Source organism: Tullyiplasma multilocale ATCC 49900, assembly GCF_000483165.1.
GTDB lineage: Bacteria > Bacillota_I > Bacilli_A > Mycoplasmatales > Mycoplasmataceae > Tullyiplasma > Tullyiplasma multilocale.
This window is the reverse complement of record NZ_AXXW01000005.1, coordinates 131,724-146,318: the sequence shown is the minus strand read 5'-3', so window position 1 is coordinate 146,318 and position 14,595 is coordinate 131,724. Positions and strand designations below refer to the sequence as shown.

The 14,595-nt window shown below is 31.0% G+C and carries 15 protein-coding genes; all 15 read left to right on the top strand.

Translation table 4 applies throughout. The features are described 5' to 3' along the window. The first annotated feature begins 1 nt into the window (after nt 1). The 15 genes from G319_RS0100700 (at nt 2) to G319_RS08830 (ending at nt 14,527) form a co-directional block, all read left to right on the top strand. The gene (locus tag G319_RS0100700; protein ID WP_026389226.1) at nt 2-919 is read left to right on the top strand and encodes a type I phosphomannose isomerase catalytic subunit; all 918 of its coding nucleotides are present in this window, start codon (nt 2-4) and stop codon (nt 917-919) included. 91 nt (nt 920-1,010) lie between these two features. Next, nucleotides 1,011-1,655, top strand: a complete 645-nt coding sequence (locus G319_RS0100695) for an adenylate kinase (RefSeq protein ID WP_026389225.1) — start codon at nt 1,011-1,013, stop codon at nt 1,653-1,655. Then, the gene (gene map, locus G319_RS0100690) at nt 1,655-2,410 is read left to right on the top strand and encodes a type I methionyl aminopeptidase (protein WP_026389224.1); all 756 of its coding nucleotides are present in this window, start codon (nt 1,655-1,657) and stop codon (nt 2,408-2,410) included. Before G319_RS0100695 ends, map begins: the two co-directional genes overlap by 1 nt. Nucleotides 2,411-2,429: 19 nt before the next feature. After that, entirely contained in the window at nt 2,430-2,657 is a 228-nt protein-coding gene (infA, locus tag G319_RS0100685) for a translation initiation factor IF-1 (RefSeq protein ID WP_026389223.1), read from the top strand. A gap of 102 nt (nt 2,658-2,759) precedes the next feature. Further along, nucleotides 2,760-2,873, top strand: a complete 114-nt coding sequence (gene rpmJ, locus G319_RS04970; protein ID WP_031542174.1) for a 50S ribosomal protein L36 — start codon at nt 2,760-2,762, stop codon at nt 2,871-2,873. A 68-nt stretch (nt 2,874-2,941) separates the two neighbouring features. Beyond that, complete coding sequence (gene rpsM, locus G319_RS0100680; RefSeq protein WP_026389222.1) at nt 2,942-3,307, top strand: 30S ribosomal protein S13; 366 nt, start codon at nt 2,942-2,944, stop codon at nt 3,305-3,307. Nucleotides 3,308-3,327: 20 nt separating this feature from the next. Continuing rightward, nucleotides 3,328-3,714: a 30S ribosomal protein S11 gene (gene rpsK, locus G319_RS0100675; protein WP_026389221.1), complete on the top strand. Its 387-nt coding sequence runs from the start codon at nt 3,328-3,330 to the stop codon at nt 3,712-3,714. A 3-nt stretch (nt 3,715-3,717) separates the two neighbouring features. Continuing rightward, the gene (locus tag G319_RS0100670; RefSeq protein ID WP_026389220.1) at nt 3,718-4,671 is read left to right on the top strand and encodes a DNA-directed RNA polymerase subunit alpha; all 954 of its coding nucleotides are present in this window, start codon (nt 3,718-3,720) and stop codon (nt 4,669-4,671) included. Nucleotides 4,672-4,694: 23 nt separating this feature from the next. Beyond that, on the top strand, nt 4,695-5,054 hold the full coding sequence (gene rplQ / locus G319_RS0100665; RefSeq protein ID WP_026389219.1) for a 50S ribosomal protein L17: 360 nt from the start codon (nt 4,695-4,697) through the stop codon (nt 5,052-5,054). A gap of 125 nt (nt 5,055-5,179) precedes the next feature. Further along, entirely contained in the window at nt 5,180-6,403 is a 1,224-nt protein-coding gene (locus G319_RS0100660; RefSeq protein ID WP_026389218.1) for an energy-coupling factor transporter ATPase, read from the top strand. A gap of 245 nt (nt 6,404-6,648) precedes the next feature. Beyond that, nucleotides 6,649-7,563 carry an energy-coupling factor transporter ATPase gene (locus G319_RS0100655; protein ID WP_026389217.1) on the top strand — a complete coding sequence of 305 codons (915 nt, stop codon included), beginning with the start codon at nt 6,649-6,651 and terminating at the stop codon, nt 7,561-7,563. Nucleotides 7,564-7,577: 14 nt separating this feature from the next. Beyond that, nucleotides 7,578-8,582, top strand: a complete 1,005-nt coding sequence (locus G319_RS0100650) for an energy-coupling factor transporter transmembrane component T family protein (protein WP_026389216.1) — start codon at nt 7,578-7,580, stop codon at nt 8,580-8,582. 3 nt (nt 8,583-8,585) lie between these two features. Then, nucleotides 8,586-9,332 carry a tRNA pseudouridine(38-40) synthase TruA gene (truA, locus tag G319_RS0100645; RefSeq protein ID WP_026389215.1) on the top strand — a complete coding sequence of 249 codons (747 nt, stop codon included), beginning with the start codon at nt 8,586-8,588 and terminating at the stop codon, nt 9,330-9,332. Between the two features lie 224 nt (nt 9,333-9,556). Next, a complete protein-coding gene (locus tag G319_RS08835) occupies nt 9,557-10,282 on the top strand; it encodes a hypothetical protein (protein ID WP_026389214.1) in 726 nt (241 codons plus the stop codon). A gap of 27 nt (nt 10,283-10,309) precedes the next feature. Beyond that, nucleotides 10,310-14,527 carry an ABC transporter permease gene (locus G319_RS08830; protein WP_026389213.1) on the top strand — a complete coding sequence of 1,406 codons (4,218 nt, stop codon included), beginning with the start codon at nt 10,310-10,312 and terminating at the stop codon, nt 14,525-14,527. The last annotated feature ends 68 nt before the right edge of the window (nt 14,528-14,595 follow it).

The following is a 14,595-nucleotide window of genomic DNA, read 5'->3' as shown; positions in this document are numbered from 1 at the left end:
TATGAACATAATTAAATTAAAACCATTCTTCTCAGAAAAAATCTGAGGAGGAGATAAAATGCGAGAAATGGGGTTTGATGCTCCAAAAGATTTAAAGATTGGTGAAGCTTGAACAATTTCAGCGCACCCAAACGGAATGAGTTATATAGTTGATGGTGAGTTTAAGGGTTCATCATTAAAAGAAGTGTTTGAAAACAATCGTCACTTATTTGGTGACTACCAAGAAGAGTTTCCTTTATTGTCTAAAATAATAACTCCGAATGATTACCTCTCAGTGCAAGTTCATCCAACTGATGAATATGCTAAAACTAAACATAATTCACTTGGTAAACCAGAAAGTTGATATGTTTTAGAGGCACCAAAAGATGCTTATCTAATTTATGGACATAATGCTAATTCTGAAGAAGAATTACGTAGTATGGTTGATAATGGTCAATGAGATGAGTTATTAAAAAAAGAACCAGTTAAAGCTGGAGACTTCTTATATGTTGAACCAGGTAAAATTCATGCAATCACTCCTGGAGTGTCAGTATTTGAATTACAAAGATCTAGTGATATAACATATCGTTTCTATGATTACGATCGTTTAGATGATGCTGGTGAACCAAGAAGACTTGATATTGAAGATTCAATTAATTGTACGAAAGTTCCTGATAGTGTAGAACAAATTGTAAGACAAGCTAATAAAGAAGTATTTAGTTCAGAATATTTTTCCCTATATGTTCTTAACACGAAAGATGAAAATACTTTCTCTTGTTATGAAGATGCTTACTTCTTACAATTCTGTGTAATTGAGGGACACGGAATGATTAATGGGCAACCATTTAAAAATGGAGAATCAGCAATAACTTTAGGTAAGGTTCAAGAAATTAACTTTTCAGGAGATATGAAAGTTATAATCTCTTGAATTAAAAAATAAATAAAATAAGACCCGTAAGGGCCTTTTTTTATTTATAAAGTATTAAAAATGTTAAAATATATACATAGATATTTATGAAAGGGATAACAAAATGAACATTATGTTATTAGGAGCTCCTGGATCAGGAAAAGGAACTCAAGCAGAAAAATTAGTAGAAAGATTAGGATTTACTCAATTCTCAACTGGAGATGCAATGCGTAAAGAGATCTCAGACAATACAGAATTAGGACAAGAATGTGCTAAGTACATGAATGAAGGTAGATTAGTACCAGATTCAATCGTTAATGCTATTGTTAAAAACTATTTAAAAGATAACCATGAACAATTAATTTTTGATGGTTTCCCTAGAACTTTAGACCAAGCTAAAGAATTAGAAAAAATGTTAGCTGAAGTTGGAGCTAAAATGGATCACGTAGTTTATGTTGATGTTTTAAAAGATATTTTATTAGACAGAATTTCAGGAAGAGTTATTTGTCCAAAATGTAAAGTAAGTTACCACTTAACAAACCGTAAACCAAAAGTTGATATGATTTGTGACAATGATGGAACTGAATTAGTACGTCGTGCTGATGATACACCAGAAAAAGTGGCGGTTAGATTAGAAGCTTATGAAAAAGATACTAAACCTTTAATTGAATTCTACGAAAACAAACCAGGGTACATTCACTTAACTGAAATCCACGAAGCTGACCCAGAAACAGTTTATGAACAAATGGTTGAAGGATTTAACGCTTAATGGTTACAATTAAATCACCAGAACAAATTGAGAAAATGAGGGTTGCTGGTAGAGTTTTATCAGAAGCTGTTCAAATGTTAAAAGACATGTGTCAAGTTGGAGTAAATTGTTTAGATTTAGACAAAGCTTTTGAAGAATTCATTACTTCAAAAGGGTGTACTTCAAACTTTAAAGGGTATGGTGGATTTCCAAAAACTATTTGTATTTCAATTAATGATCAATTAGTTCACGGAATACCAGCAAATCGTGTAATTGAAGATGGAGATATCGTAAGTATTGATACTGGATGTGTCTTTGAAGGATGACATGCGGATTCAGCATTTACTAAAATTTGTGGTGTACAAAAAGACGAAAAGCATGGTATACTATTAGAGGTTACTGAAAAATCGCTTGAGCTTGCTATTGAGCAAATCAAGCCAGGAGTACGATTAGGTACAATTGGAGCTACAATACAACAGTTTGTAGAGTCATTTGGATTTAGTGTTCCTAGAGATTACACAGGTCATGGAATCGGAACTGCAATGCACGAAGATCCATTTATCCCGAATTACGGGACACCTGATACTGGGATGCGTTTACAAGCAGGTATGACTATCGCAATTGAACCAATGGTTCAAATGGGTACTCATAAGACAAAAACTGCAGCAGACAAATGAACAGTATATTCAGCGGACCACAGTATGGCTGCGCACTTTGAACATACTATATTGGTAACTGATAGTGGTAGCGAAGTTTTAACTCGTTATAAAAAATAGAGGTTAGGAGAATATAAATATGGCAAAAGAAACAGAAATGGAATTTGAAGGTACGGTTGTTGAAGTGCTACCTAATGCACAATTCAAAGTAAAACTGGAAAACGATATAGTTATCGATGCACACGTGTCAGGTAAAATCCGAATGCACTACATTCGCATCTTACCTGGAGATAAGGTAACAGTCGTGATATCACCATACGATATGACACGTGGAAGAATTACATTTAGAACTATCGCAAAACGATAATACTAAATATAAATCTTAAAATTAAGATATTTAAATAAATCGGTTACACCGATTTATTATTGCTTTTTAAAAGCGACGAAAAATATACGGAGGTACTAAAAGATGAAAGTAAGATCATCAGTCAAAAAAATTTGCGACAACTGTCGTGTTATTAGACGTAAAGGCCGCGTAATGATTATTTGTGCTCAACCGAAACACAAACAAAGACAAGGTTAATTAGTTTAATTAAATTAATAAAGATTACAAAATATATATTTATTTTATAAAAAGAAAGGATACGTAATATGGCTCGTATTAGCGGAGTAGAAATCCCAAATGATAAAAGAGTTGTTATTTCATTAACATACATCTATGGTGTAGGGTTAACAACATCTCAACAAATTTTAGCTAAATTAAACATCGACGAAAACGTTCGTGTTAAAGATTTAACAGAAGAACAAATTAAAGCTATTTCTACAGAATTAGCTTCAGTAAAAACTGAAGGTGAATTACGTAGAGAAGTTTCATTAAACATCAAACGTTTAATGGAAATCGGAAGTTACAGAGGTTTAAGACACCGTAAAGGTCTTCCAGTTAGAGGTCAATCTTCTAAAACTAATGCAAGAACTGCAAAAGGTCCAAGAAAAACTGTAGCTAACAAGAAAAAATAGGTAGAAGGAGAATATAGATTATGGCAAACAAACCACAAGGTAAAAAAAGAATCAAAAAGAATATTCCTAAAGGTATCGCTCACATTCACTCTACTTTTAACAACACAATTGTTACTATTAGTGATGAAAAAGGGAACGTATTATCTTGATCAAGTGCTGGAGCACTAGGATTTAAAGGTTCTAAAAAATCAACACCATATGCAGCGCAAATGATTTCAGAAGCAGCTACAAAAGGTGCTATGGATAACGGTGTAAAAACTGTTTCTGTAGAGGTAAAAGGTCCGGGACCAGGTCGTGATGCTGCTGTTAGAGCATTACAAATGGCAGGATTGGAAATTACATCAATTAAAGATACAACACCAATCCCACATAACGGAGTGCGTCCAAGAAAACGCCCAAGAGGTTAATATATGAAACAATTTATGAGACCAGAATTCACTCTTTTAAAAGAAGAAAGAGAAAAAACATACGGGAAATTTATGGTAGAACCACTTGAAAGAGGTTTCGGAACTACTTTAGGGAATGCAATAAGAAGAACTCTTCTTTCTGCAACACCTGGTGCATCAGTTTATGCAATTAAAATTGCTGGAGCTGCTCACGAATTTACATCAATCCCAGGGATTGTTGAAAATGTTTCTCGTATCATCTTAAACATTAAACAATTAGTTTTAAAAATTGATGCAAATATGTATATAGATGAAGAAGTTGTAGAATTAAAAATTTCTACAACTACTACAGGAGTAGTAACAGCGGGTGATTTAGAATTACCTGCTGGAGTGGAAGTTTTAAATAAAGACTTACACTTAGCAACAGTTGCTGATGGTGGAACTTTAGATTTAGTTTTATTTGCGAAAAATTCTCGTGGATACAAATCATTTAAAGAAAACAAAAAAGAAAAAAACTTAGAAGTTGGAGCAATTACAATTGACTCAAACTACTCACCAATCATCAAAGTTGCCTACAATGTAGATTCAACTAAAATCGGTCGTTCAATCGACTTAGAAAAATTAGAAATTGAAGTAACTACAGATGGATCAATCACAGCAGTAGACGCTATTTCAACTGCAGCTAAAGTATTAGTTGCTCACTTAGACTTCTTCGTGAACCTAAACCAAGAAATTAACGGTTTAGAAGTAATCGGTGTAACTGATGAAGACGAAAAAGAATTAGATAAAACAGTTGAAGAATTAGACTTCACTCAAAGAAGTTTAAACTGTCTAAAACGTGCCGGAATTGACTCATTAAGAGAGTTAGTATCAAGATCAGAAGATGAAATCCAAGAAATCAGAAACTTAGGACGTAAATCTTTAAAAGAAATCAAAGACAAAGTAGCTCAATTAGGGTTAACTTTCAAACAAGTTTAGAAAATTATAGGAGGTAGTAATACATGTCATACATTCAAAAACGTGGTAAAAACACTGCATGAAGAACTGCATTAATGCGTAACTTAACAACTGAATTAATTATTTCAGAACGTTTAGAAATCACAGAAACTAGAGCAAAAGAGTTAAGAAAACACTTCGACCATATGGTTACTCTTGCTAAACGTGGTGATTTACACGCTAGACGTCAAGCAGCAGCTTGATTAAGAGACATTGATGCTTCAGATAAAGAAACAGCATTACAAAAATTATTTACAGAAATTGCTAAAAAATACAAAACAAGAAATGGTGGATACACTAGAATTCTTAAATTAGATAACCGTAAAGGTGATAACGCACCAATCGTAATTATCGAATTAGTATAGTCTCATAGAAAATAAGGCCCTAACGGGTCTTATTTTTTTATATCTAATCAAGTATCTTTATTGTTTCTTATTTATAAAAAGTATAAACTAATACTATATGGAAATTTTCTATGGAGGAATATTAAATGAATCAATTAATTATCGAGTTTAATGATAAAAAATTAACTCAAAAAGATCTTAATGAATACAAAATTTTATTAAATAAATACTTTGTAAAAGTTACTGATTCAGCTAACGTTTACTTCTCTTTGAGAGATAAGCGCGCAACTGACCAAGCAACTAAAGATCAAGTGAGAGAGGCTAAACATAAGTATAACTTCTTGAAAAATGAATTTAATAAGATTGGAACAAACAACGCTTTTAAAGTGAATTTTTCTAATGCAAAAACAATGTTAAAAAAAGTAGAAAGTTTCAAAATAGAAAATGATACAAAATTAGCAAAAGAATTATTTGAAGAAGCTAAAGAATTATTTAAAGAATCAAAAGTTGTTGTTAAGGAAAAAGGCCGTGGTGCTTCTCTTCCTAAAACAAGCGATAATGCTATCGAAGTTAACGGTCTTTCATTTAAATATGCTCCAGATTTCCCATATGCTTTAAACGATGTTAATTTTAATATTAAACACGGAGAATATGTTACAGTTATCGGACATAATGGTTCAGGAAAATCTACACTATCAAAATTATTAATTGGTGTACTTGGAGCTGAACAAGGTGATATCAGAGTATTTGGTAACTTGATGACAAGAAATAATTTAGACCAAATTAGACGATTTTTAGGAATTGTTTTCCAAAATCCAGATAACCAATTTATTGGTTCTACAGTTAGAGCTGACATTGCTTTTGGATTAGAAAATAAAAGAGTAGAACCTAAATTAATGGAAGGTATCATTCTAGAAGCTGCTAAAAAAGTAAGAATGGAATACTTCCTAGATAAAGAACCTCTTAACTTATCTGGTGGGCAAAAACAACGTGTAGCTATTGCGTCAGCATTGGCATTGAACCCAGATATTTTAATCTTTGATGAAGCAACAAGTATGTTAGATCCAAAAGGTAATCGTGAAATCAAAGAAATCATGGTTGAATTACGTGATCGTGGTGATAAAGCAATTATTTCAATTACGCATGATATGGATGAGATTTTAAATGCTGACAAAGTTATTGTTATGAATGGTGGTAGATTAGAAAGAATGGGAACTCCAAAAGAAATTCTTAAAGATAAAGAATACTTAAAATCTATTCATTTGGATATTCCTTTTGTGGCAACAGTAGAAGAAGCTTTAGCTAATGTTGGTATTGAGACAGAGCATTCTAAAGATATGGATGAGTTGGTGAAACAATTATGCAAATAAAAATGATTAAAAATAAATACAAAGAAATTCTTAAAGAAAATAAATCAACTCTAAAGGATGCAATCGATATCTTGGATGAAGATTTAAGATTAGAAAAGATTTCGTTTGAGCAACATTCTCAATTAGTTGAAGGTGTTAAAAAGACTTATGCATTGAATCAAGCAGATATTAAATCTGCATGTGAATCAGAAATTAAGAAAATAAGAGAAGCCTCTATTAAAGATGTAGAATTACAAAAACAATATATGAAAGAATTAGAAGCTTCACGTAAAGAAAATAAGATTTTTGATTTCTCAGGGGATATAGTTTTAGAAGATGTTTCATATACATATTCTAAAGGGACACCTTTTGAATTCAGAGCTTTGGACAATGCTACATTAACTTTACAAAAAGGTAAAATCACATGTGTTATTGGTACTACTGGTTCAGGTAAATCAACAATGATTCAACTTACAAATGGTTTACTAATTTCTGAATCAGGAAGAACAAAAATTGGAGATTATCAAATACCTGCCGCTATCAAGAAAATTAAAGAAGTAAAAGAATTACGTAAAGAAATTGGATTAGTTTTCCAATTTCCAGAATATCAATTATTCCAAGACACAATCGAAAAAGATATTGCCTTTGGCCCAATCAATCTTGGTGGGGATAAGGAAAAAGCTTTTGCGTCAGTGCCAGAATTACTTAAATTAGTTGAACTTCCAGCGAACTACTTGACTAGATCACCATTTGAATTATCAGGTGGACAAAAACGTCGTGTTGCTATTGCTGGTATTATTGCAATGGATGGTAATACTTTAGTTCTTGATGAACCTACAGGTGGACTTGATCCTCAAGGTGAAGATGACTTTATGAAACTATTCCAACGTCTTAATAAAGAACAAGGTAAGAGAATTATTATGGTAACACACAACATGGATCAAGTATTGAAAATCGCTGATGAAGTTGTTGTTATGCATGAAGGTAAATTGATTTCAAAAGGAAACCCATTTGAGGTTTTCTCTAATAGAACACTATTAGAGAAAATTGAAATTGAGCCACCTAAGTTATACAAACTTATGTATAAATTAAAAGATCAAGGAATTGATATTTTAGATAAAAAAGTTAGAAATGTAGAAGATTTTGCTAGAGAATATAAAGCTGCAATTTCAAAAAAATAGAAGGAGGTAATTAAATGAGAATTACATTCGGTAGATATATACCCAAAAATTCAGTAATCCATAAAATGGATCCAAGACTTAAATTATTAATGATTATTTTATTAATAGTTGGAATTTTCTTTCCGATTGGATTTACTGGATATATCGTAATGTCAGTTGTAATATTTGGTATTTTTGCAATGTCTAGATTACCATGAAGAATGCTTTTAAAATTAATTGCTCCTGTGCTATTTATTTTTATTGTTATCTTTGCTATAAATTTATTCTTAATGCATCCTGATAAGGAAACATTTAAGTTATTAACCGAAAATGGCGGAATTGACCAAAGTGGAATTTTGATACAAAAAGTTGGTGGGGGATGATCTGGATTTATTAGTCCAAATTTAGATTCTTCAACGATAGCAATTCCTGATTTAGGTTTGATTAAACCAATTGGTCACTTTTACAAAACTTGAAATATTTGACTTAGTGAAAAAGCATTATATAGTGCTTTACTGATGGGTTGAAGAATTTATTTAATGATTACATTAACATGTATTTTAACTGGTTCTACTCAACCATTAGAATTAACTTTGGCAATCGAAGACTTATTATACCCATTGAAATTAATTGGTATTCCGGTTTACATCTTATCAATGATTATTTCAATCGCACTGCGTATGATTCCTACTTTAATTGATGAAGCAGGAAGAATTATGAAAGCTCAATCTTCAAGAGGGATTGATATTAAAAATGGTAAAGCTAAAGATAAAGTAAAGGGTTTAACATCTTTGATTATTCCATTACTTGTTTCAGCTTTCCAAAAGGCAGAAGATCTTGCTTATGCAATGGATGCAAGAGGTTATGAACCCCATGCTAAAAGAACAAGATATGTACAGTTCAAATTCAGAATCTCAGATTTAGTTATTTTCCTATTTGGTATGGGAATGGCAATCTTTGCCATAGTTTATGGTGCTATGGGTTATGATGCATTATCATTTATGCACATCCCATATATCGATCAACTAACTCTTTATTAAGATATGGTTAATTTACTAATTTCGCTTTCTTATGACGGAACTGACTATTGTGGATGAGTTATTCAGAAAAAGGGTAAAACAATCCAAGGAGAGCTTGAAAAGGCCTTAAAAGGTATTACTAAGAATAGTGAATACAAAATACTCGGAGCATCAAAAACTGATTCGGGTGTACATGCACTTGATCAAAAGGTTTTAGTGACAATTGAATTTGAGCCTGATTTAACTAGATTTTCTAAAGCTTTAAATAGGGCTTTGCCTAGTGACATCATAATTAATAGAATTGAAAAAGTTTCAGAAGATTTCAATATTCGTGATGTTAAACAAAAGACATATAAATATGTAATTAATGACCAACAAACAAATATCTTCAATCAACGCTTTGAACTTGATTGAAGATATGGAGAAATCAATATTGAAAAATTGCAAGAAATATTTAATTGTTTTATTGGTGAACATGAGTTTAAATTATTTTCTGGATTAACAACTGAAGAAATGCAGCTGCGAAAAACATATCGTAAAGTTGACTCAATAGTTGTCGAGAGAAGTTCTACTGGTAAGGTTGAAATAATCTTTAAAGGTAAGGGTTTCATTCGTTATCAAATTAGAATGATTGTTGGAGCAGCTTTGAGTGCTTATCAAGGTAAAAGAATATCAACTTCTGATATAAAAAATAAGTTACAAGGCATTGGAGAGAAATCAACTATTGTAATTGAAGCAAAAGGATTAATTTTAGAAAAGATAGAATTTTAATTAAAAAGGTGTATTATTTATTTAAGGGATATAAAACAATGTCACTTAAATATTAATGGATTGATAAATTTTATGAGTTTCTGGATGATCTTTATGTGAGAAGGAAAGCATATTATATATGAATGCAATAATAATATCCCTTTCTAAAAACACTCATTATGTGGGTGTTTTTTTATATTTTTGGCTGCAAAATAAGGTAAAATTATTATTAATAGGAGAATAATATGAAAAAGAAAATAACTTTTGCAAAGTCTATCTCATTAGCTTATTTAATTATTTCATTTGGTTTTGTAGCCTCAATCATTTCTTGACGTGAAACTCTAGGAATGTCTGAGACTGAAATCCTTTTTAGCAACTTCATTTTTATAGTTGCTTCATTAGCATTCTCTGCCTTCTCTTTAACAAAAATTGGTAATGTTTTTGATCAAGCAAAACGTAATAATTTCAAGGATGTAAAAAATGTTAATCTTGATAGAATAACTTTTACTGCAATCATCGTCTGATTTCTAGGTCTGGTAGGTCAAATTTATTTATCTGTTTCTCTATCTACAGATAGTGGAATCATGTATAAAATTTTGAGTGGTTTAGATTTTTCAAATGATTTCTTACAAACTATCTATTCATTACAACTTACATTCTCTGTTTTAATTTTAGCTATGCTAGTTGCAGTTTTTTCTTTAAGTGTGGCTTTATTCAAATCAAAAACATTAGTGGTTGATTTGACAGACTTAAAAGAATTTGCAGGATTCAAAATTATTTCAAAATTAATTAAAAATAAATCTGAAATTGGAAACACTTTAAAAAACAGTGTTGATTTTGAAATGGTTAAAATAACAAAAGGTTTCTTTCCTAAGAAAGATTCTATTTCTACTTTAACAATCAATAATATCAAATCTTCTGAATTACGTCAGGCTAAAAAAGGTTTAACACCGCCTAATTTATATATTTAAAAATAAATATATATAAGGAGGAAAAAAATGAAAAATTCAAGTTGAAGACTTATCTTGAAAAACTCATTTAGAAATACTTTTAATAATAAAGCACAATTATTTGGACTAACAATGTTAGTTACACTTTTAGCTTTGATTATTTCAATTACAACAGCTATTTCTACAAGAGTTATCGAGAACCACGACAAATTAATAGCTAATTCAAACCAGCATAATATTGTTTTACAATTAGACCCGTTTGAAAACGTTACAACTGGAGATTCTGGAAATACTAATGTGCCCACAAACGTCGTTGAGGCGCAACAACACTGAGTCTACAATTTACAAGAACAATACTTTAACGAAAGTAGTGACTTGCAATTTGATTGATCAAGAACTGAAGCTCGTGAATTTACACAAGTATTCAACAACAATCAAGAGATGACTTTGAAAGCAATTGCTAAATTTACAACAAAAGGGAATACCCCTGTCGATCAATTAGTGATTAGTAAAGGAAGAGATATTGAAACATCTCGTGATGTTGTATTAGATCCAACATTTGCTAAGGAAAATAATATTGAAATTGGATCAATTATTCGTTTACAAAAAGACACATTGGGAAACGAAATGTTTGTTAATTCTAAGAAAAATGACAACACATCTGATATTCAATATGCCGATATTCAAAAAATGACTGAAGAAGGTTTGAATAAGGAAAATGGTTTATATCAGACAGCATATAGAAACTATAATTGATACCAAGTAGTTGGTTATGGAAACTCAGCTGACTTTATGATGCCGATTATCAATGCATCTTCGCCTTTACCAAATAAAACAAGAGAAGGATTAATTTATGTAAGTCCTGAAACTTTTGGTTTGAAAAAAGATGAGAATAGTCGCAAAGGCCTTTATTTATATGATGCTTCTAGTGCTGATTTAGTTGTTTCATCAAATAATGAATTAGAATCTTTCTATTCAATCAAGACTAAAAAAGATATTAAATTAACTTCATCTATGATTGATGAAATGAATAGTAGATTTAAACAATTAATTGGTAAACAGAATACAGACAACGTTTTTATATATGCAGGTACAGATTCTGCATATAGATACAGCGGGAGAACTCAATCCATTGAAAAAACTCTTTTAATGTACAATATCGCCGCTACAGTTATTGCCGTAATCGTGTTGGTTGTTTGTTTATATACAATGGGTTTAATTACTCGCAAACAAATTGAAAAAACTCGTGGTCAAATCGGGACTATGAAAGCACTTGGATACAGAAAACGTAAACTTGTTCTGGGTTATGTTATGACACCATTCTTTACAGCAATTGTTGGGGGAATATTGGGATTCTTAATTGCTCAATCAGTTCAAATAGAGTTAATTAGTATTTTCTCATCTTACTTCTCAATGGATTTCCAAGAATGAACATTTGATATTTTCGGATTTGGAATGGCTGTTCTATTGATGTGAATTATTTTGACAGGGATTTCATTCTGAATTGCATATGCAATTTTAAAGGATTCTGCTCTTGATTTAATTCAAGCAAACAAGGGTAAAAAGATTTCTAAATTTGGTATGATGATCAAAAAAATGAACATCAGAGATTCATTCAGATCAAAAATGAGAACAGCCTTATTTGTTGATGCATCTGGAAAAATGTTTGGTGTTGGTTTAGTTGTATTACTAGCTACAGTCAGTTTAACTGTTGCATTTGCGGCTCCTGACATTCTTACAAGGAATAAAACTGCATCATACAAGGGAATTAAATATAAACAAGTGGTTGAGTATGCTGAACCAACTTATAATAACCCATATACTTTCTTAAAAACTTACAACGGTGATGTTGAAGCTTGAAATAAAGAGGTTGGTATAAATGATGTATATAATTATTCTGATGTAATGAAATCTGTTACGGGTTTACCTCTAGATGAAAATGGTAATTATGATATGGATTACATTATCAAAGATTATTATAATGGGACTATGAAGAATGAGTACTATTCAATGCTGTTGAATTCAGCAGCTGGTGATGGAGAAATGACATCTATTGAAATGATGTTAAGTAACTTAAAAATGCTTAATGGTTACAATGTTGTTATTACAGATGCCTACTTTAGATATCTAGCCGACATCGGAATGCCTGGAGATGCATTTGGGTGAAAAATCCTAGGTCAACAATGACCCGATATAGTAGAGTTGGCTAAAATTTTAAAATCTAATTCAGTGCCCGGTATTAATAATCCGACTGAAGATGATATTTATCGTTTCCAATTTAAAATATTGCAACAATTCTATACTAAGTATGTAAATTCAATTGGTCTATCTATTACAAACACTTATTATGGTGAAGATATAGATCCTATGAAAAATACTCATAAAGAGAAAATAGAGTCATTCAACTCTGATTCAAAATTTGCTAATAAAGCTTATGAAGACTTCATTAAAAATGAAGAGGGATTCAATGAATACTTATCAGCATTGAGGGTAAATGAATATAAACCTTTCCAATTTAGTGATGGTGAAAATAAAGCACTTGGTCAATTTAGAATTATTGACAATGATTGAAATACTAATCAAAATGAAGTTGATGAATTCTCAATGAAATCAGCATCAACACTTTCTGCAGAGGAAATTAAAGAAAAAATTCCTTACTATTTAAATTGATATGCTGCACTATTCAGTTTTAGATCTGATCAAGCGATTATTCAAGCTGGTTACTCAAGATCACCTTACTTTGTAAAACAATACATCAAAGAAGGGTACTACGGAGAACAAACTTATAATCAATCATTTGGTGTAATCGCTTATGATAGTAAACAAGAACAAATAGGAACTAAAATAAATGTTAAGGATATGAATTCTAACTTCGGATTCAATATTTACGGTATTGAAAATAATACTGACTTTATTGAACTAACTGAAGCTGGAAACCACCAAATCCTAAATAGCAGATTATATGAAATGGAAAATGCTGAAAATGCAATAATCATCAATGAAACAATTGCTAAGAAAATGGATATTGGTATCGGTGATGTTGTTGATTTGGAAGTTCTACAAAACGAATTACAAGATTTAACAACTAGCGAGCCAACTGCAATGGAGTTGGATAGTTGAGATGCTGGAACTGTAAGAAACGTTGCTAAAGATTCTAAATTTACACAGTTTTCACAACTTAAACCGACATCAGCTTCTGTTACAAATAATCAAGGTAAAAAATTAGCATTCAGTGGTTCATCAATTGATGGATCAACACCTGGAGCATTATATGGATCTTCATTAAAAGGTGAAACAACAGTGGGAACTAAAAAAACTCCAACAAAATTCACAATTGTTGGAGTTCATGAAGGATATGGAACAGCACAAGCTTGAATTAAAGAAGAGAGTGCTCAAAAGATTCTGAGTTATGACAAAGTTGAAGCATACTTGTGAAATAACCAATTTAGAAAACAATGAGCAAACGAATTTAATAATGATGTATATAAAGAGTTTGAATTAAATGGTGAACAAACTTCAATGTATTTACCAAAAAATTTAAATGATATAACATATGATGAATTTATTAATAATTATGTAAATGGTAAAGATACTGAAGTTGCTGTTGCAGCTAAAAATATCTTACAAATATTTAAAAATGCAAATCCAATTTTTAACTACAAATATTCTAATAAAGATGATGTAGGGGATTTAAAATCATTGATTGCTATTAGTCAAAAATACGGGGATTACAGTCCATTGGCTATGAATGGATCTGTAACTGATGATCGTATTTATGATGGAGCTGGTGAAGGGGCAATGGCCAATATTGTGCCAATTGCAATTTCACAAGCTATCTTAGCTCAAATGTCAGAAGTTATAATGATGTTATTAATAATGGTTATCACATTGTTAATTGTAATTACATTCGTAATTATTCTATTGACTACATCACTGGTAATTAACGATAATAAACGTTTTATCGCAACATTGAAAGTGTTGGGATACAGTGATCCTTATATTGTTAAAAATGTATTAGGTATGTACTTTATTGTAATTGCCGTTACATTTGTAACTGGATTCGGATTCGGATTCTGAGCATTTAGTTCAATTATTAGGATGCTTTATACAGTGGGATCACTGGTATTACCTTTGGCATTCCCAATCTTCTTACCATTTGCTGTATTGGCTTCTATTGTAGGAATTTACGCAATTACAATTGCTGTTGGATTCAATTCAATTAGAAAACTTAATGCAGTTCATGCTTTAAAAGACGGGGACTTATAAAAAGGTGGCTAAGCCACTTTTTTTATTGCTAAGTTGTTGATATATGACTAATAATTAATTATAATAAT